Source organism: Streptomyces sp. NPDC097617, from assembly GCF_044761485.1.
In the GTDB taxonomy this organism is placed as follows: Bacteria; Actinomycetota; Actinomycetes; order Streptomycetales; family Streptomycetaceae; genus Streptomyces.
The window spans coordinates 143,624-160,921 of sequence record NZ_JBIWCL010000008.1; the positions used below are offsets into that span (position 1 = coordinate 143,624).

The following is a 17,298-nucleotide window of genomic DNA, read 5'->3' on the forward strand; positions in this document are numbered from 1 at the left end:
ACATGCGCATAGGTACGCGGGGAGCGCCCATGGCCGACAGGCAGCAGACCGACCCGGCTCCGCAGTGGTGGAGCCGGCCCGAGGGCACGTCCGACGACGGCCGCCGCGAAGGGATCCCCGCGCCGCGGCCCGAAGCGGCGGACGGGGCGGGCGCCGGGGACGGCATACCGCTCCAGGACGCGGCCCCCGCCCCCGACGCGGGGACTGCGGACCGCCCGGTGCGGTACGACCCGTGGAGCCTGCAGCCCCTGCAGGTCGTGGACCGCGGCCGGGAGCCGCGCGGGATCCGGCTCTGGCAGGTGGTGGCCCTCAGCCTCGGAACGGCCCTGCTGGCCGGCGGGATCGGCGGCTACCTCGGGGTGCTCGCCGAGCGGCAGAGCCGCACCCGGCTGGAGCTGCCCCAGGCGGCCGCCGCCGACAAGGGCCGGGCTCCCGAGAGCGTGGCCGGGATCGCCGCCACCGCGCTGCCCGGGGTGGTGACCCTGCACGTGCGGGGCGAGAAGGGCAGCGGTACGGGTACCGGCTTCGTGCTCGACCCGCAGGGCCACATCCTGACCAACAACCACGTGGTCGCCGACTCCAAGGAGATAGCGGTCACCTTCAGCACCGGCGAGAGCGTCACCGCCGAGCTGATCGGCCGCGACTCCGGCTACGACCTGGCCGTGGTCAAGGTCAGCGGTGTGCGCGGGCTCCAGCCCCTGAGCCTGGGCAACTCCGAGAACGTCAAGGTCGGCGACCCGGTGGTGGCCATCGGCGCGCCCTTCGACCTCTCCAACACCGTCACCGCCGGCATCATCAGCGCCACCGGCCGGCCCGTCACCGCGGGCGGCGACAAGGGCGACGGCAGCGACATCAGCTACGTCGACGCCCTGCAGACGGACGCCCCCATCAACCCGGGGAACTCCGGCGGCCCGCTCCTCGACTCCAAGGCCCACGTCGTCGGCATCAACAGCGCCATCCGCGGGGCCGACAAGGACGACCCCAGCCGGCAGGGCGGCTCCATCGGCCTCGGCTTCGCCATCCCCATCAACCAGGGCAAGCGCGTCGCCGAGGAGCTCATCCGCACCGGCCGCGCCACGCACCCCGTCATCGGGGTCACCCTCGACATGGACTACACGGGCGACGGAGCCCGGGTCGGGGACAAGGGCGAGGACGGCAAGCCGTCCGTGGTCGCCGGCGGACCGGGCGCGCGCGCCGGGATCAGGGCCGGGGACGTGATCACCAAGGTCGACGGCCAGCGGGTGCGCGGCGGTGACGAGCTGATCATCAAGATCCGGGCCCACCGCCCGGGCGACCCGCTGACCCTGACGGTGCTCCGCGACGGCCGCGAAAGCACACTGAAAGTGGTCCTCGGATCGGCCAACGGTTCATGATCGGGTGATGACGGCCGGGTGAAACCGCGGCGGGGGCGGTACGCAGGTATGGGCCCGCGGACAACGCCGGGTACCGTGTGTCAGGGCCCGAAGTGATAGAGAGCCGAGGAGCGGCAAGGTGTTCAACGACATAGGCGCACTCGAACTTGTCACGATCGTGGTGCTCGGCATCCTCGTCTTCGGACCGGACAAGCTGCCCAAGGTCATTCAGGACGTCACGGGCTTCATCCGGAAGGTCCGCGCGTTCTCGGACAGTGCGAAGCACGACATCCGCTCCGAACTCGGCCCGGAATTCAAGGACTTCGAGTTCGAGGACCTCAATCCGAAGACCTTCATCCGCAAGCAGCTGACCGAGAACGAGGACCTCAAGGAGATCCGCAGCAGCTTCGATCTCCGCAAGGAGCTCAACGACGTCTCCGACGCCGTGAAGAACTCGGACGCCGACGTGGCTGCCGCCGCCCCGCCCGCCGTGACCGGCCCGGACCTGCTGAAGAAGCCCGCCGCACCCGCCGCCGACCAGCGCTCGCGCTTCGACGCCGACGCCACCTGACGCGCGGCCTGCCCGGCGATCCGCGGTCGGATGGCTATCCTCCATCTGTCCGGATCGCAGGACGCCCGAGGGAGGGGGTCCCCCCAGCGAAGCGAGGGGGAGGGCCGTTCCGGACCCCACGGAACGAGAGGCCGCCAGATGGAGACGACGAGCAGCAGCCGGGTAGGGGCGCAGACCGCGGAGGCCGTCGCCGCCGCCGCACCCGCCCAGGAGCCGGATACCGGCCCCGACAGCCATACGCAGCCGCAGGAGGCCGCCGCGCCCGTACCGGCGGCCCGCCGGACGGCCGAGGGGTTCCTGGCTGCCGACTTCCCCTGGTACGGGCTGGACGGGGCCTTCACGGGCCCCCGCTGGCTCATGCAGGTGGCGGTTACCGCCGACGGCACCGTGGAGCACGGCTCCACCGGCCACGGCGACGAGCCCTCCGCCCGGGGCGAGATCGCCACCGGCGAGAAGGAACGGTTCGCGGTGGTCATCACCGTGGCGAGCAACCCGCTGCGTCGCAGCGGCGACGGCACCGGCGTCCTGGAGGCCACCTCGGTGGCCTCGGCGGCCTGGCTGGCCGGCTCCGGCCTGCTGGCGTACAGCTGGCCGGGACAGATGGACCACTCGCTGCGGGACGACTGGCTGGACCAGCAGACCGAGGCCGCCTGGGAGCTGGCGGACGACTTGGCCGGTGAGGACTGGTCCACGCTGTCGCTGCCGGTGGACGGGGAGCCGACGCCGTTCCACTACCGCGAGTCGGAGTTCGGGTGGGTGCTGGCCGGGTCGACCGGCAGCGGCGTCCACCTGGGCGCGTACGGCCGCGGGATGAGCGCGTACGGCCTGGGCTTCGCCGCGATCGCGGACCTCGGCTCGTACGAGTGACGCGCGGCGCGTAGCGACGGGTACGCGCAAGGGCGCCGCTCGGCGAGCGGCGCCCATGCGCGCGGGGTCCGAGCGGTCAGAACTTGTTGCGCGGGGTGATGCCCAGCGACATGCCCGACAGGCCGCGCGCGCGGCCGCCCAGCTTGCCCGCGATCGCGCGCAGGGCCGCGCCGGCCGGGGAGTCCGGGTCGGACAGGACCACGGGCTTGCCCTCGTCGCCGCCCTCGCGCAGGCGCACGTCGATCGGGATCGAGCCCAGCACCGGCACGCTCGCGCCGACCGTCTTGGTCAGGCCGTCGGCGACCCTCTGGCCGCCACCGGAGCCGAAGACGTCGACCATCTCGTCGCAGTGCGGGCACGGCAGGCCCGACATGTTCTCGACGACCCCGACGATCTTCTGGTGGGTCTGCACGGCGATGGAGCCGGCCCGCTCGGCGACCTCGGCCGCCGCCTGCTGCGGGGTGGTGACCACGAGGATCTCCGCGTTCGGCACGAGCTGGGCCACGGAGATCGCGATGTCACCGGTGCCCGGCGGGAGGTCCAGCAGCAGCACGTCCAGGTCGCCCCAGTACACGTCCGCCAGGAACTGCTGGAGGGCGCGGTGCAGCATGGGCCCGCGCCACACCACCGGCGCGTTGCCCGGGGTGAACATGCCGATGGAGATGACCTTCACGCCGTGCGCCGACGGCGGCATGATCATGTTCTCGACCTGGGTGGGACGGCCTTCCACACCCAGCATGCGCGGCACGCTGTGGCCGTAGATGTCCGCGTCGACCACGCCGACCTTCAGTCCGTCGGCCGCCATCGCCGCGGCCAGGTTCACCGTGACGGAGGACTTGCCGACGCCGCCCTTGCCGGACGCGACCGCGTACACACGGGTCAGCGAGCCCGGCTTGGCGAAGGGCACCTCGCGCTCGGCGGTGCCGCCGCGCAGCGTGGCCGCCAGGTCCTTGCGCTGCTCGTCGCTCATCACGTCGAGGCTGACGGCGACGGAGGTGACGCCCGCGACCCTCTCGACGGCCTCGGTGACGTTCTTGGTGATGGTCTCGCGCATGGGACAGCCCGACACCGTGAGGTAGACCGTGACGGCGACCTGGCCGCCCTCACCGATCTCCACCGATTTGACCATGCCGAGCTCGGTGATCGGCCGGTGGATCTCGGGGTCGTTCACCGTCGCCAGCGCGTCCAGGATCGCGTCCTGCTCAGGCACGGCGGCGGAGCTTGTGTCGGTAGCCATGTACCCGATGGTACGGCTCGGTAGCAGGCCGCAGGTAAGCCTGTCAGCGGTCGCCTTCATCACGTTCGGCGGGGAATAGACGCCGCTCGTCCATCTCCTTGATCAGGTCCTGGAACTCCGACCTGATCCAGTCGCGCGTGGCCACCTCGCCCAGGCCCATCCGCAGAGCGGCGATTTCCCGGGTCAGGTACTCCGTGTCGGCGATGGACCGCTCGTTCTGCTTGCGGTCCTGCTCGTGGGTGACCCGGTCGCGGTCGTCCTGCCGGTTCTGCGCGAGCAGGATCAGAGGAGCGGCGTAGGAGGCCTGGAGCGACAGCATCAGCGTCAGGAAGATGAAGGGGTACTTGTCGAACCGCAGGTTGTCCGGCGCGAAGACGTTCCACAGCACCCAGACGACGACGACCAGGGTCATCCAGACGATGAACCGGCCGGTGCCCAGGAACCGCGCCACCCGCTCCGACAGCCGCCCGAAGGCCTCCGGGTCGTACTCGGGCAGCAGCGACCGGCGCGGCGCGCGCGGCAGGTCCAGGCGCACCCGCGAGCGCGTCAGCGCGCTCGACCCGGTGCCCGAGGACCTCGCCGAGCGCTCGCCGGAACGTTCCGCCGCGTCCGCCGCCAGCCCGTGCTCGCGCGCCTGCGCCCGGGCCTGCTCGCGGCGCTCCCGGATCTGCTCGCGGCGCCGCTCGCGCGCCTGCTCGCCCCGCCCCCGGTCGAAGCGCCCTCGCTCAGCGGCCACCCAGGGCCTCCTCGGAATGGAAGTCCGTCTCCCGCCAGTCGTCCGGCAGCAGGTGGTCCAGCACGTCGTCCACGGTCACCGCGCCCAGCAGCGAGCCGCTCTCGTCGACCACCGGCACCGCCACCATGTTGTAGGCGGCCAGGTGCGTGGTCACCATGGGCAGCGAGGCGTTCGGCCGCAGCGGCGGCAGATCCGTGTCCACGATCGAACTGACCAGTGTGAACGGCGGGTCGCGCAGCAGCCGCTGGAAGTGCACCGTGCCCAGGTACTTGCCCGTGGGCGTCTCGTCCGGCGGGCGGCACACGTACACCTGCGCGGCCAGCGCGGGCGACAGGTCCGCCTGCCGTACGCGGGCCAGCGCGTCCGCGACGGTGGCGTCCGGGCGCAGCACGATCGGCTCGGTGGTCATCAGACCGCCGGCGGTGTTCTCCTCGTAGGACAGCAGGCGGCGCACATCGGCCGCGTCGTCCGGCTGCATCAGTGTCAGCAGCCGCTCCTTGTCGACCTCCGGCAGCTCCGACAGCAGGTCGGCCGCGTCGTCGGGGTCCATCGCCTCCAGGACGTCGGCGGCGCGCTCCTCCTTCAGCTTGCCGAGGATCTCCACCTGCTCGTCCTCGGGCAGCTCCTCCATGACGTCCGCGAGCCGGTCGTCGTCGAGGGCACTGGCCACCTCGGCGCGCCGCTTCGGCGTCAGGTGGTGCAGCACGTTCGCCACGTCGGCCGGGCGCATCTGCTCGAAGGTGGCGACCAGGTTCTCGGCGCCCTGGCCGTGCTCCTCCAGCGAGAAGCCGGTCACCGCCGACCACTCCACCGTCAGGGCCTCGCCGCGTCGGCGCAGCGCCCCCGACTTGCCCTTCCGTACGAAGATGCGGTCGATCTCCCAGTCCCGGCGGGCCGGCAGCTGCTGGATGGCCACGTCCAGGACGGTGACCTCCTCGCCGCTCGCGACCAGCGTCACCCGCCGGTCCAGCAGCTCGCCCAGGACCAGGCGTTCGGTCGGACGCTGCTCGAAGCGCCGCATGTTGACGACACCGGTGGTGATGACCTGCCCGGACTCCACACCGGTGACCCGGGTCATCGGCAGGAAGATCCGCCGCCGGCTGACGACCTCGACCACCAGGCCCAGCAGCCGCGGCGGACGGCCGCCGACCCGGAGCATCGCCACGAGGTCGCGGACCCGGCCGACCTGGTCGCCGTTGGGGTCGAAGACGGGCACACCCGACAGATGCGAAACGAAGATCCGCGGGGCGCCTGCAGCCATCCGAGCGCCTCCTAGTGCGTCGATCAAGAGTCGTGCCGCCCCTCAGGCTAGCCCGTGCCGCAGGAAAGCGTCCTGGTGGGGCCGTCCGGCCGGGGGCCGGTGAACACCGGGGGCGCGGTCGCGGGGCGGATCCTACGGGCGGGTACGCTGCCTGCTGCTCGCAGACGACCGACGAGAGGCCCCTACCCGTGACCGCCTACTTCCCCGCCGCGCGGCTGCGCCGGGCCGCCCTGATCGGTGCGCTGTGCGCAGGCCTCGCCGTCACCGGTACGGGCTGCGGGGACGATCCCGACGAGGGCACGAACGGTGTCGGGAAGCTCTCCGCCGACAAGATCGAGGCGAAGGCGAAGGCGGCCGCGACGGAGGCCGACTCGGTGCACCTGTCCGGCACGCTCGTCAGCGGCGGCAAGTCCTTCACCCTCGACATGAGGCTGAAGGCGGACGGCGGCTCCGGCGAAGTGAAGTCGAAGGACGACACCTTCCAGCTGCTGCGCGTGGGGGAGCAGCTGTACCTGAAGGCGAGCGCGGCGTTCTGGGGCGAGTCCGACTCGGCCGGCAAGCTCGGCGACAAGTACGTGAAGGTCCCCGAGGGCGACCCCTCCTACAAGCAGTTCCGCGGCTTCACCGACATGGACGTGCTGCTCGAAGGGCTGCTCGGTCTCGAGGGCAAGCTCGCCAAGGGCTCCTACAGCAAGGTCGGGCACACCCGCGCGGTCCAGGTCACGGCGAACGAGGGCAAGGGCGGCAAGCTCTCGGTCTCGCTGGAGGGGACCCCGTACCCGCTGATGATGGAGCGGGCGGGCGGCGCGGGCCGGGTGGAACTCGCCGAGTGGGGCAAGACGTTCCCGCTGGAGGCGCCCGCGCAGGACCAGACCGTCGACTACGGGTCCCAGCTGCCGACGACCAAGGACCAGGGCGGCGAATCGGCCCCGGCCCCCTCCAAGGGCTCCGGCCAGGGCGCGAACCCGACGAAGCCCTGACCGGCTAGCGCGCGGTCTTCTTCCGCTTCAGCAGCAGCTTCGGCAGGCCCGCCGGGATCGCCCGGCGGGTCGTCGCCGGGGACGGCAGCGGGGCCGCGGCCAGCGAGTCGTCCGGCAGCCCGCCCCGGACCGACTCCGGCTCCAGCCGCAGCAGCCGGCACTCCCGCGCCCACCGCTCGGTCATGTCCTGGGTGTCGGGCGCGTTCAGCCGCTTGCCCTTGAGCTCGGCGACCGCCGCCGCCCACTCCTCGCTGCGGGGTGCGATCTCCCGTACCGTCGCCGTCCAGGCCACCAGCCGGCCGCCCTTGTCCTTGCTCCGCACGGTCACCTCGGCGCTCGCACCGTCCGCAAGACCCGGGAACGGCTGCTCGCCGGGCCCGTCGCCCACCACGTGGGCCGCGCCCTCCACCCAGGCGTGCCACAGGGCGCGGTCGGCCCCGCCGCCGCGCACCCAGATCAGGCCGGACTTCTTCGTGGCCTCCTCGACGAGGGCCAGGTCGAGCGTGCTGAGAGTCATGCCGACAGGGTAGGGGGTCGCCGCGCGCCCGCGAGCGGTCGTCCGGGACGGGTCCGGGGTCGGTCAGAGCCAGCCGTGGCGGCGCAGCGCGCGGTGGATGGTGAAGCAGGAGGCGGCGATCGCGGCCATCACCATCGGATAGCCGTAGCGCCAGTGGAGTTCCGGCATGTGCTCGAAGTTCATTCCGTACACGCCGCAGATCATCGTCGGCACGGCGATGATCGCCGCCCAGGAGGTGATCTTGCGCATGTCCTCGTTCTGGGCGACCGTCGCCTGCGCGAGGTTGGCCTGGAGGATCGAGTTCAGCAGTTCGTCGAAGCCCACCACCTGCTCGTGGACCCGCGCCAGGTGGTCGGCGACGTCCCGGAAGTACTTCTGGATGTCCGGGTCCACCAGCCTCATCGGCCGCTCGCTCAGCAGCTCCATCGGCCGCAGCAGCGGTGAGACCGCCCGCTTGAACTCCAGTACCTCGCGCTTGAGCTGGTAGATGCGGCCCGCGTCGCCGCCGCGCGCACTGCCTTTGGCGGGGGCCGCGAAGACCTCGCTCTCCACCTCGTCGATGTCGTCCTGCACCGCCGCGGCGACCGCGATGTAGCCGTCGACGACGTGGTCGGCGAGGGAGTGCAGGACCGCCGAGGGGCCCTTGGCGAGGAGGTCAGGATCGTCCTGGAGGCGGTGGCGCAGCCCCTTGAGGGAGCCCTGACCGCCGTGCCGGACGGTGATGACGAAGTCGGGGCCGGTGAAGCACATCACCTCGCCGGTCTCCACCACCTCGCTGGTGGCGGTCAGTTCGGCGTGGTCGACGTAGTGGATCGTCTTGAAGACGGTGAAGAGTGTGTCGTCGTAGCGTTCCAGCTTCGGCCGCTGGTGCGCGTGCACCGCGTCCTCGACGGCCAGCGGGTGCAGTCCGAAGGTGGCGGCGATCCCCGCGAACTCGGCCTCGGTCGGCTCGTGCAGGCCGATCCAGGCGAACCCGCCGTCCTCGCGGACCCGGCGGATCGCCTCACGGGGCGTCAGGCACGCCGGCCCCAGCACCCGCCGCCCGCCCCGGTACACGGCGCAGTCGACCACCGCGCTGCTCGCCGACGGGTCGCGGGTGGTGTCGTATCCGGGCTGTACGGGAGTGGCCCTGCGCAGGGACGGACGAACGGCCGCACGCAGGTAGGGCAGCATCGACATGGCAGGCTCCTTCTCGCGTACGGCTGCGGACCGTACGGGTGGGAGACCCTCCACCGCGGGCGGGCAGGCCCAGGCAGGGGGAGGGAACAGGACGGGAGGACAACGTTCTGCCGTCGCTCTTCTACTGATCGCCGGATCGGACGGATCGAGCAGATCAAAGGGGGCGGGAGGCGCCCGTCACAGAAGTGGAAGAGCGATTGGTACTGCACGATCGACTTCGGTCCACCGCAGCCCCACCTCCTCCGGCCGGTCCCCCGTGAGGGACGTCCTGTAGCCGGGGCGCTGAAACACCGCTTCTGCGTGCGGCCCCGAACAGCTGTCAACACTATCAGCCGACGGATGGTCAAGACCCGCCCTTTACCCGGCTGATACGAGTTCTATGCTCGCTTCATGGCAGAAATTCTGGCTCTTGTGGAGGCCCGGCTGCGGACGGTGTTCGGTGAACCGGACGCCCGCGCCGCCGTCACCTTCCTGGGCACCGACCGCATCGAGGTACTCCGTTTCGCCGAGGGCGACCTCGTGCGGTACGCGACCCTGGGGATGTCCGCGCATCCGATGACCGATCCGACCGCCGCGGTCGCCGACCCCGTACGGGGCCCGCGCGCCGAGCTGGTGCTGACCGTACGGGCCGGGCTGGCGGCCACCGACAAACTCCTGCGACCGCTCGCGGTGCTGGCCGCGTCCCCGCAGGTCGAGGGGCTGATCGTGGCCCCCGGGGCTTCGCTGGACGTGGGCGGGCCGCTCTGGGACGAGGCGCCCTTCAGCTCCGTCCTCGTGGCGGAACCGGGCGGTCTGGTCGAGGACCTGGCGCTCGACGAGCCCATGGACCCGGTGCACTTCCTGCCCCTGCTGCCGATGACGGCGAACGAGGCGGCCTGGAAACGGGTGCACGGGGCGGCGGCCCTCCAGGAGCGCTGGCTCGCGCGCGGGACCGACCTGAGGGACCCTTTGCGTACCGCTGTCGCGCTGGACTGACAGCCCGGACGGGTGAGCGCGCCTTGACTGGGGGCCGGGCGGGGAGGAGCGTGGCATCTTATGAGGGGTGAACCAAGTTGCCCGAAGTGCGGCGGCCGGGTCAGGGCGCCCGGACTCTTCTCCGACTCCTGGCAGTGCGCGGTGCACGGCGCTGTCCACCCCCTGCAACCCGTCATCCCGCCGAGCGTCGAAGGACTGAGCGTGGTGGCGCACCGGGCCAAGGTGCCCGTGTGGATGCCGTGGCCGCTGCCGGTCGGGTGGCTGTTCACGGGGGTCGCGTCCGCGGGTGACGACCGCAGCGGCGGCCGGGCGACGGCGGTGGCCTGCTCCGGCCCCGGACCGCTGGGTGGCATCGGCGAGCTGCTGCTGATCGCGGAGGAACTGGGCGTCGGCCTGGGCGCCCGGTACGCGGGCATCGACGGCCTCGACCCCGGCTCGTCCATCAACGTAGCGGCGCCGCCGCACACCAAGGTGGTCGCCGCCGGCCGGCCGACACCGCTGTGGCACGTGAACGGCGGCCCCGACGACCGGGCCGTCTTCGCCGGCGAGGCGCGCGGCCTGTGGCTGTGGGCGATCGTCTGGCCGGAGCAGTCCGGCCTCCTGATGTACGACGAGCTCGTCCTCACCGACCTGCGGGACGCGGGCGCCGAGGTCGAGCTCCTTCCGTGCGGGGCCCTGAGCCCGCGCATCCTGGGCCCTGCCTGAGGGACCCGTTCGCCCGGCTATCCTGGAGTGTCCCCCGTACGTACGAACCATGGAGCCAGGCTGTGCGCATCGACCTGCACGCCCACTCCACGGCCTCCGACGGTACGGACACCCCCGCCGAGCTGGTGCTGGGCGCCGCGGCGGCCGGGCTGGACGTGGTGGCGCTGACCGACCACGACACCGTGCGCGGACACGCCGAGGCCCTCGCGGCCCTGCCCGCCGGACTGACCCTCGTGACCGGGGCCGAACTCTCCTGCCGTCTCGACGGGGTCGGCGTGCACATGCTCGCGTACCTCTTCGACCCCGAGGAGCCCGAGCTCGCCCGGGAGCGGGAGCTCGTCCGCGACGACCGCACCCCGCGCGCCCGGACCATGGTCGGCAAGCTCCAGGACCTCGGCGTCGGCGTCACCTGGGAGCAGGTGGCGCGGATCGCCGGTGACGGCTCCGTCGGGCGGCCGCACATCGCCACCGCCCTCGTCGAACTGGGCGTCGTGGCCACCGTCTCGGACGCCTTCACGCCCGAATGGCTCGCCGACGGCGGCCGCGCGTACGCGGAGAAGCACGAGCTCGACCCCTTCGAGGCCGTGCGCCTGGTCAAGGCGGCCGGCGGCGTCACCGTCCTCGCGCACCCCGCCGCCGTCAAGCGGGGCCGCTGCGTGCCCGAGTCGGCGCTGGCCGCGCTGGCCACCGCGGGCCTGGACGGCATCGAGGTGGACCACATGGACCACGACGCGGACACCCGCGCGCGGCTGCGCGGCCTGGCGGCGGACCTCGGCCTGCTGACCACCGGCTCCAGCGACTACCACGGGAGCCGCAAGACCTGCCGTCTCGGGGAGTTCACGACCGACCCCGAGATCTACGGCGAGATCACGCGCCGCGCGACAGGGGCCTTCCCGGTTCCGGGCGCCGGCGGACGCGAGCGCTGATCGGCCGGATCCGGCCCCGCTCCACCCGTCCCACACTCTTCTTCGCGACACCCCTCTCTCCTGCAAGGCATCACTGTGTTTGATTTCGCCGTCTTCGGATCCCTTTTTCTCACGCTTTTCGTGATTATGGACCCCCCGGGCATCACGCCGATCTTCCTCGCCCTCACCTCCGGCCGCCCCGTCAAGGTGCAGCGCCGCATGGCCTGGCAGGCCGTCTGCGTGGCCTTCGGAGTCATCGCGGTGTTCGGTATCTGCGGCCAGCAGATCCTCGACTACCTGCACGTCTCCGTCCCGGCGCTGATGATCGCCGGTGGTCTGCTGCTCCTGCTCATCGCGCTCGACCTGCTCACCGGCAAGACCGACGAGCCGAAGCAGACCAAGGACGTCAATGTCGCCCTGGTCCCGCTGGGCATGCCGCTGCTGGCCGGACCCGGTGCGATCGTGTCCGTCATCCTGGCCGTGCAGAAGGCGGACGGCGCCGCCGGGCAGGTCTCCGTCTGGGCCGCGATCGCGGCCATGCACATCGTGCTGTGGATCACCATGCGCTACTCGCTCGTGATCATCCGGGTCATCAAGGACGGTGGCGTCGTGCTCGTCACCCGGCTCGCCGGCATGATGCTCTCGGCGATCGCGGTTCAGCAGATCATCAACGGCGTGCTCCAGGTCGTCCGCGGCGCCTGACGCCCGCGGAGCCCGGCGCCCGCGCCGCGCGCCTGCGCGCCCGCGCCCGCTCATGCGAACGCCCCCGCACCGGGATCGGTGCGGGGGCGCGAACGTTTTCGTGCGGGCGATGCGTCAGCAGGACGCACTCTCGGCCGGTCGGATCAGAATGCGCTGGCCGACGGCTGCGGCCTGCTGCACGATCCGGTTGACGGAGGCCGCGTCGACGACTGTGCTGTCCACGGCGGACCCGTCGACGTCGTCCAGGCGCAGAATCTCGAAGCGCATGGGGCTTCTCCCTTCGTCAGTGTTTCTCCTTGCACTGGGTCAACGAAGTGTAAGCCGCAATCATTCCCTACGCTAAGGAAATTTTTTGACTGGCTAACTACACGCCGGTGCAGGAGTCCCAGAACGAGGCCAGCGCGCGGGCCGTCGTGGCCGGGTCCTCGGCGTTCGGGGAGTGGTCCGTCCCCGGCACGATCACCCGTCGCGCACCCAGGCGCCGGGCCGTCTCGTCCAGCAGCGGCACCGGCCAGGCCTGGTCCACCGCACCGGACAGCACCAGCTTGGGAAGGTCGACCCGGCCGAGCTCCTCGACCCGGTCGGGCTCGCAGATCAGCGTCCGTCCGGTGGCGATCAGCTGCTCGGGGACGGTCGCCAGCCACCGCTCGCGCAGGAAGTGCGCGAGCTCCGGGGAGTCGGCGGCCGCGTCCTTCGGATCGTGGGCCCGCATCGCCGCCCAGATCCCGGGCATGTCGTCGCCCATCGCCTCCAGCGCGGCCACCAGCAGCTTCGTCCGGGCCTGCTGCTCCTCGGAGATCGCGGCCGGCCCGCTGCTCATCAGGGTCAGCGAGGCGAAGTGCGAGGGGTCGCGCAGCACGGCGGCGCGCGAGATCAGCCCGCCGAGCGAGTGGCCGACCAGGTGCACCCGGTCCCCGCCCAGCGCGCGGACCTGTGCGAGGACGTCCCGCGCCAGCTCCTCCAGGGTGTACGGGGCCTCCTCGCGCGGGCCCGGGCTCTCGTACTGGCCGCGGCCGTCCACGGCGACGACCCGGTACCCGGCGGCGGCCAGCGGCTCCAGGAGACCGATGAAGTCCTCCTTGCTGCCCGTGAAGCCGGGGACCAGCAGGGCGGTGCCGCGTACGGGCTCACCGGCTTCGTGCACGGCGAAGGAGCCGCGGTCGGTGGTGAGGAGGTACGCACGGGCGGCGGCGGGCAGGGTCAGGCGCGGCGGCTTGCTCATGGCCCGAGGTTACCGGCCCGTACGGGACCGGCGCGGCCCGGGCAGACCGATGGCCCCGGCCCCCTCGGAAGGGGATCGGGGCCATCGGTGCGGTACTGCGTGGGGCCTACGCCTCGGGCGCGGCGGCCGCGACCTTGCGGGCGCGGGTGCGCTTCGGCTTGACCGGAGCCTCCTCGGCCACGGCGACGGCCTCGGTGACCGCGGCGGCCTCCGGGGCGGCAGCGGCGACCTTGCGGGTGCGGGTCCGCTTCGGCTTGACCGGAGCCTCCTCCGCGACCGCGACCGCGACGGCCTCGGCGACGACCGGAGCCGCCTCCGCGACCTTGCGGGTACGGGTCCGCTTCGGCTTGACCGGAGCTTCCTCGACGGCGACCTCGGCGACCGGGGTCACCGCGACGGACGCGACCGCCGGGGCGGCCTTGCGGGTGGGCGTGCGGGTGGGCGTGCGCCGGGCCCTCACGGGCTCGACCAGCGGAGCCATCTGGAAGTCGGGCTCCGACGCGGTCTCGACGATCTTGCGGGTACGGACGCGCTTCGGCCTGGCCGGAGCCTCCTCGGCGGCCACGGCCACGGGGGCCACGGCCTCGGCGACCGGCGCGGCCGCGGCGGCCTGGACCGGCACGGCAGCCGTACGGGTACGGCGGCGGCGCGGACGGCGCGCCTCGTCGGCGGCCGGGGCCGCGGGGGCCTCCGGAGCCTGGACCGGGGTCACCGCGGCGGTGGCCTCGGCGCCCTCGGCGAGCTCCGATCCGCCCCGCGTACGGCGGCGCTGGCGCGGCGTACGGGTACGGGCCGGACGCTCCTCGGTCACCACGGCGGCGGCCGCAGGACCGGAGCGGCCGCCACGGCCACCGCGGCCGCCGGTCTCGCCCAGGTCCTCGAGGTCCTCGGCCTTCAGGCCGGCCCGCGTGCGCTCGGCGCGCGGCAGGATGCCCTTGGTGCCGGCCGGGATGTTCAGCTGCTCGAACAGGTGCGGCGACGTGGAGTACGTCTCGACCGGGTCGTGGAAGTCCAGCTCCAGCGCCTTGTTGATCAGCTGCCAGCGCGGGATGTCGTCCCAGTCGACCAGGGTGACGGCGATGCCCTTGTTGCCCGCGCGGCCGGTGCGGCCCACACGGTGCAGGAAGGTCTTCTCGTCCTCGGGGGTCTGGTAGTTGATGACGTGGGTCACACCCTCGACATCGATACCGCGCGCGGCGACGTCGGTGCACACCAGCACGTCGACCTTGCCGTTGCGGAACGCGCGCAGGGCCTGCTCGCGCGCACCCTGGCCCAGGTCGCCGTGGACGGCGCCCGAGGCGAAGCCGCGCTTCTCCAGCTGCTCGGCGATATCGGCCGCCGTGCGCTTGGTACGGCAGAAGATCATGGCCAGGCCGCGACCCTCGGCCTGCAGGATGCGGGAGACGAGCTCCGGCTTGTCCATGTTGTGCGCACGGAAGACGTGCTGCGTGGTGTTGGCGACGGTCGCGCCCTCACCGTCCTCGGAGACGGCGCGGATGTGCGTCGGCTGCGTCATGTAGCGGCGGGCCAGGCCGATGACCGCGCCCGGCATGGTCGCCGAGAACAGCATCGTCTGACGCTTCGCGGGCAGGTAGGCCATGATCTTCTCGACGTCGGGCAGGAAGCCCAGGTCGAGCATCTCGTCGGCCTCGTCCAGGACGAGCGCCTTGACGTGCGAGAGGTCGAGCTTCTTCTGCCCGGCCAGGTCGAGCAGGCGGCCCGGGGTGCCGACGATCACGTCGACGCCCTTCTTGAGCGCCTCGACCTGGGGCTCGTACGCGCGGCCGCCGTATATGGCGAGGACGCGCACGTTGCGGACCTTGCCCGCGGTGAGGAGGTCGTTGGTGACCTGGGTGCACAGCTCGCGGGTCGGAACCACCACGAGGGCCTGCGGGGCGTCGGTCAGCTGCGCGGGGGTGGCGCGGCCGACCTCGACGTCGGCAGGGACGACGACCCGCTCCAGCAGGGGAAGGCCGAAACCGAGCGTCTTGCCGGTACCGGTCTTGGCCTGGCCGATGACGTCCGAGCCGGAAAGGGCGACGGGGAGGGTCATCTCCTGGATCGGGAAGGGGGACACAATGCCGACGGCCTCAAGGGCTTCGGCCGTCTCGGGAAAGATCCCGAGGTCTCGGAACGTAGTCAGGGTGCTGCCTCTTCTGTGAGACGCGGCGCGAGGCGGCGAGGGGGGTCGTACCGTGCCGTGCTTGCAGTACTGCTACGTACGAAGCTGCGCGGGACCACTAGCCTTCGCTCAAGCGCATCTGCCGCTGAGGGGGCCCCTCGTGGGAGGCGGTACGCATGAACGCACGCACCGCACCGAGGGCGGTCGGTTGGAGCCGATCGGGCCACCGACCGGGCATCCTCATTCGGGATGGCCCGCCGAGTATTCGGCAGGCGCATTACCACTGTACCCCGGAATCGCGCAGCTGTGTCGGGTGAATTCACCGCGTAGGCGCGTTTCGCTGGACAGGCAAGGTACCGGCGTGGTGACTCGGAGGGCTATTCGGCGGGCTATTGTGCGGAGCATGTCGACCGTAGAAAACGCCTCGTCCGCCGACGACAGCGCCCCCGCCGAAGCCGTGGGTATCGCCTCCCAGGACTGGGCCGCCGCCTCTGCCTCGCCGCAGTACCGGGCCGCCGTCGTGGACCTGCTCGGCGCGCTCGCCTACGGAGAGCTCGCGGCCTTCGAGCGCCTGGCGGAGGACGCGAAGCTCGCGCCCACCCTGGACGACAAGGCCGAGCTCGCCGCGATGGCCTCCGCCGAGTTCCACCACTTCGCGCGGCTGCGCGAACGGCTCGCGGCGATCGACGTCGAGCCCACCGCCGCCATGGAGCCCTTCGCGAAGGGCGTCGACGACTTCCACCGCCAGACCGCGCCGTCGGACTGGCTGGAGGGCCTGGTCAAGGCCTACGTCGGCGACTCCATCGCCAGTGACTTCTACCGCGAGGTCGCCTCCCACCTGGACACCGACACCCGCGCGCTCGTGCTCGGCGTGCTCGACGACACCGGCCACGGCAACTTCGCCGTCGAGAAGGTGCGCGCCGCGATCGAGGCGGACCCGCGCTGCGGCGGCCGGCTCGCGCTGTGGGCCCGCCGCCTGATGGGCGAGGCCCTCTCGCAGGCCCAGCGGGTGGTCGCCGAGCGTGACGCGCTCTCGACCATGCTGGTCGGCGGCGTCGACGGAATGGCGGCGGGCTTCGACCTCGCGGCCGTCGGCGAGATGTTCACCCGGATCACCAAGGCGCACACCAAGCGGATGGCGGCCCTCGGCCTCGCCGCCTGACCGTACCGCTTCGTCACCACCCGTACGTACGTCGGCCCCGGCGCGCTGTGTGCGCGCCGGGGCCGACGTACGTGGTGCGGCGGTCTGGGTTCGGGGCTCAAGGGCCGGGGCTCAGGAGCCGGGACTCAGGGGTCAGCCCCGCGACGGGAGCGAAAACGGAGTCCTGTGGGACCGCCTGCGGGGCCTTGCGGCCGGACGGAGCAACAGCGACAGGACCACGGCCGACACCAGCACTGCGCCGATGAGGGTCGCGGTCAGGGTGTTGTGCCCGGGACCCAGCGCGAAGTGTGTGAGATACGCCCCGAACAGCGCGCCCAGTACTCCGCTGAGCAGCACCACTCTGAGGGAAGGCAGCCGGCTCGCGAGCACTCGGGCGGCCGTCGCGGACAGGGCGAGGCCCAATAGAGCGGAGCCGAGCACTTCCAACAGCAGCATCAGGTCTCTCCCATACGTCAGGGCAAACCGGGTCACTGCGGTCCTACCCGAAGCGGAAGAAACAGAAACGGCCCGGTGGGCTCAACCACCGGGCCGTTTCCAACAGTTCTCAGAGCGCGCCGAAACCGACCTTGCGCACGCTCGGCTCGCCCAGGTCGACATACGACAGGCGGTCGGACGGCACCAGGACCTTGCGGCCCTTGTTGTCGGTGAGGCTCAGCAGCGGCGCGGTGCCGGACAGTGCGGCGGTGACGACGCTCTCCAGCTCCTCGGCGCTCAGGTCGCTCTCCAGCACGATCTCCCGGGGTGCGTGCTGCACGCCGATCTTGACCTCCACGGCTTTGTCCCTCCGACGATCCGGTTCGCGCGA

Annotated in this window: 19 protein-coding genes; 9 read left to right on the forward strand and 10 right to left on the reverse strand. The window is 72.0% G+C overall.

Features of this window, described 5'->3' with window-relative positions:
• The first annotated feature begins 29 nt into the window (after positions 1 to 29).
• The 3 genes from ACIQZO_RS16260 to ACIQZO_RS16270 all read left to right on the forward strand — a co-directional run bounded on the left by ACIQZO_RS16260 (position 30) and on the right by ACIQZO_RS16270 (position 2,790).
• Positions 30 to 1,373 carry a S1C family serine protease gene (locus ACIQZO_RS16260; RefSeq protein ID WP_403626148.1) on the forward strand — a complete coding sequence of 448 codons (1,344 nt, stop codon included), beginning with the start codon at positions 30 to 32 and terminating at the stop codon, positions 1,371 to 1,373.
• A gap of 118 nt (positions 1,374 to 1,491) precedes the next feature.
• Positions 1,492 to 1,923 carry a sec-independent translocase gene (locus tag ACIQZO_RS16265; RefSeq protein WP_403626150.1) on the forward strand — a complete coding sequence of 144 codons (432 nt, stop codon included), beginning with the start codon at positions 1,492 to 1,494 and terminating at the stop codon, positions 1,921 to 1,923.
• 138 nt (positions 1,924 to 2,061) lie between these two features.
• The gene (locus tag ACIQZO_RS16270; protein WP_403626153.1) at positions 2,062 to 2,790 is read left to right on the forward strand and encodes a hypothetical protein; all 729 of its coding nucleotides are present in this window, start codon (positions 2,062 to 2,064) and stop codon (positions 2,788 to 2,790) included.
• Positions 2,791 to 2,866: 76 nt separating this feature from the next.
• Here ACIQZO_RS16270 and ACIQZO_RS16275 read toward each other — a convergent pair whose 3' ends face one another.
• The 3 genes from ACIQZO_RS16275 to ACIQZO_RS16285 form a co-directional block, all read right to left on the reverse strand.
• Complete coding sequence (locus tag ACIQZO_RS16275) at positions 2,867 to 3,982, reverse strand: Mrp/NBP35 family ATP-binding protein (protein WP_403626391.1); 1,116 nt, start codon at positions 3,980 to 3,982, stop codon at positions 2,867 to 2,869.
• 88 nt (positions 3,983 to 4,070) lie between these two features.
• Positions 4,071 to 4,646 (reverse strand): DUF1003 domain-containing protein, encoded by a 576-nt coding sequence (locus ACIQZO_RS16280; RefSeq protein WP_403626393.1) that lies wholly within the window; start codon positions 4,644 to 4,646, stop codon positions 4,071 to 4,073.
• Positions 4,647 to 4,752: 106 nt separating this feature from the next.
• Positions 4,753 to 6,024, reverse strand: a complete 1,272-nt coding sequence (locus ACIQZO_RS16285) for a magnesium transporter MgtE N-terminal domain-containing protein (RefSeq protein WP_403626155.1) — start codon at positions 6,022 to 6,024, stop codon at positions 4,753 to 4,755.
• Between the two features lie 188 nt (positions 6,025 to 6,212).
• On the opposite strand from ACIQZO_RS16285, the gene ACIQZO_RS16290 reads away from it, so the two are divergent.
• Positions 6,213 to 7,004, forward strand: a complete 792-nt coding sequence (locus tag ACIQZO_RS16290; RefSeq protein ID WP_403626158.1) for a hypothetical protein — start codon at positions 6,213 to 6,215, stop codon at positions 7,002 to 7,004.
• Between the two features lie 4 nt (positions 7,005 to 7,008).
• Here the strand turns inward: ACIQZO_RS16290 and ACIQZO_RS16295 are convergent, their stop codons facing one another.
• The gene (locus ACIQZO_RS16295; protein WP_403626161.1) at positions 7,009 to 7,521 is read right to left on the reverse strand and encodes a hypothetical protein; all 513 of its coding nucleotides are present in this window, start codon (positions 7,519 to 7,521) and stop codon (positions 7,009 to 7,011) included.
• A 63-nt stretch (positions 7,522 to 7,584) separates the two neighbouring features.
• Positions 7,585 to 8,700 (reverse strand): magnesium and cobalt transport protein CorA, encoded by a 1,116-nt coding sequence (locus ACIQZO_RS16300; protein ID WP_403626163.1) that lies wholly within the window; start codon positions 8,698 to 8,700, stop codon positions 7,585 to 7,587.
• 390 nt (positions 8,701 to 9,090) lie between these two features.
• Between ACIQZO_RS16300 and ACIQZO_RS16305 the strand changes: the two genes are divergently transcribed.
• The 4 genes from ACIQZO_RS16305 to ACIQZO_RS16320 all read left to right on the forward strand — a co-directional run bounded on the left by ACIQZO_RS16305 (position 9,091) and on the right by ACIQZO_RS16320 (position 11,987).
• Complete coding sequence (locus tag ACIQZO_RS16305; protein WP_403626166.1) at positions 9,091 to 9,675, forward strand: suppressor of fused domain protein; 585 nt, start codon at positions 9,091 to 9,093, stop codon at positions 9,673 to 9,675.
• 60 nt (positions 9,676 to 9,735) lie between these two features.
• Positions 9,736 to 10,380, forward strand: coding sequence for a DUF6758 family protein (locus ACIQZO_RS16310; RefSeq protein ID WP_403626169.1), 645 nt, complete (start codon positions 9,736 to 9,738; stop codon positions 10,378 to 10,380).
• Positions 10,381 to 10,442: 62 nt separating this feature from the next.
• Positions 10,443 to 11,306: a PHP domain-containing protein gene (locus ACIQZO_RS16315; protein WP_403626171.1), complete on the forward strand. Its 864-nt coding sequence runs from the start codon at positions 10,443 to 10,445 to the stop codon at positions 11,304 to 11,306.
• 75 nt (positions 11,307 to 11,381) lie between these two features.
• Positions 11,382 to 11,987: a MarC family protein gene (locus tag ACIQZO_RS16320; protein WP_403626174.1), complete on the forward strand. Its 606-nt coding sequence runs from the start codon at positions 11,382 to 11,384 to the stop codon at positions 11,985 to 11,987.
• 114 nt (positions 11,988 to 12,101) lie between these two features.
• On the opposite strand, the gene ACIQZO_RS16325 is transcribed toward ACIQZO_RS16320, so the two are convergent.
• From ACIQZO_RS16325 to ACIQZO_RS16335, 3 genes are all read right to left on the reverse strand, one after another.
• Positions 12,102 to 12,254: a hypothetical protein gene (locus tag ACIQZO_RS16325; protein WP_167745535.1), complete on the reverse strand. Its 153-nt coding sequence runs from the start codon at positions 12,252 to 12,254 to the stop codon at positions 12,102 to 12,104.
• A 97-nt stretch (positions 12,255 to 12,351) separates the two neighbouring features.
• Positions 12,352 to 13,209, reverse strand: a complete 858-nt coding sequence (locus ACIQZO_RS16330; protein ID WP_403626177.1) for an alpha/beta fold hydrolase — start codon at positions 13,207 to 13,209, stop codon at positions 12,352 to 12,354.
• Positions 13,210 to 13,315: 106 nt separating this feature from the next.
• A complete protein-coding gene (locus ACIQZO_RS16335) occupies positions 13,316 to 15,262 on the reverse strand; it encodes a DEAD/DEAH box helicase (RefSeq protein WP_403626180.1) in 1,947 nt (648 codons plus the stop codon).
• Between the two features lie 472 nt (positions 15,263 to 15,734).
• Here ACIQZO_RS16335 and ACIQZO_RS16340 point away from each other — a divergent pair, with 472 nt between their 5' ends.
• A complete protein-coding gene (locus tag ACIQZO_RS16340) occupies positions 15,735 to 16,493 on the forward strand; it encodes a ferritin-like fold-containing protein (protein ID WP_403626183.1) in 759 nt (252 codons plus the stop codon).
• Positions 16,494 to 16,625: 132 nt separating this feature from the next.
• Here the strand turns inward: ACIQZO_RS16340 and ACIQZO_RS16345 are convergent, their stop codons facing one another.
• Positions 16,626 to 16,925: a hypothetical protein gene (locus tag ACIQZO_RS16345; protein WP_403626396.1), complete on the reverse strand. Its 300-nt coding sequence runs from the start codon at positions 16,923 to 16,925 to the stop codon at positions 16,626 to 16,628.
• Between the two features lie 112 nt (positions 16,926 to 17,037).
• On the reverse strand, positions 17,038 to 17,265 hold the full coding sequence (locus ACIQZO_RS16350) for a DUF3107 domain-containing protein (RefSeq protein ID WP_403626186.1): 228 nt from the start codon (positions 17,263 to 17,265) through the stop codon (positions 17,038 to 17,040).
• Positions 17,266 to 17,298 lie beyond the last annotated feature (33 nt).

Coding starts and splice junctions, on each gene's coding strand:
- ACIQZO_RS16295 (WP_403626161.1), bottom strand. CDS start 7,521: ATGACTCTCAGCACGCTCGACCTGGCCCTCGTCGAGGAGGCCACGAAG.
- ACIQZO_RS16260 (WP_403626148.1), top strand. CDS start 30: ATGGCCGACAGGCAGCAGACCGACCCGGCTCCGCAGTGGTGGAGCCGG.
- ACIQZO_RS16285 (WP_403626155.1), bottom strand. CDS start 6,024: ATGGCTGCAGGCGCCCCGCGGATCTTCGTTTCGCATCTGTCGGGTGTG.
- ACIQZO_RS16325 (WP_167745535.1), bottom strand. CDS start 12,254: ATGCGCTTCGAGATTCTGCGCCTGGACGACGTCGACGGGTCCGCCGTG.
- ACIQZO_RS16335 (WP_403626180.1), bottom strand. CDS start 15,262: ATGACCCTCCCCGTCGCCCTTTCCGGCTCGGACGTCATCGGCCAGGCC.
- ACIQZO_RS16330 (WP_403626177.1), bottom strand. CDS start 13,209: ATGAGCAAGCCGCCGCGCCTGACCCTGCCCGCCGCCGCCCGTGCGTAC.
- ACIQZO_RS16340 (WP_403626183.1), top strand. CDS start 15,735: ATGTCGACCGTAGAAAACGCCTCGTCCGCCGACGACAGCGCCCCCGCC.
- ACIQZO_RS16310 (WP_403626169.1), top strand. CDS start 9,736: ATGAGGGGTGAACCAAGTTGCCCGAAGTGCGGCGGCCGGGTCAGGGCG.
- ACIQZO_RS16270 (WP_403626153.1), top strand. CDS start 2,062: ATGGAGACGACGAGCAGCAGCCGGGTAGGGGCGCAGACCGCGGAGGCC.
- ACIQZO_RS16300 (WP_403626163.1), bottom strand. CDS start 8,700: ATGTCGATGCTGCCCTACCTGCGTGCGGCCGTTCGTCCGTCCCTGCGC.
- ACIQZO_RS16305 (WP_403626166.1), top strand. CDS start 9,091: ATGGCAGAAATTCTGGCTCTTGTGGAGGCCCGGCTGCGGACGGTGTTC.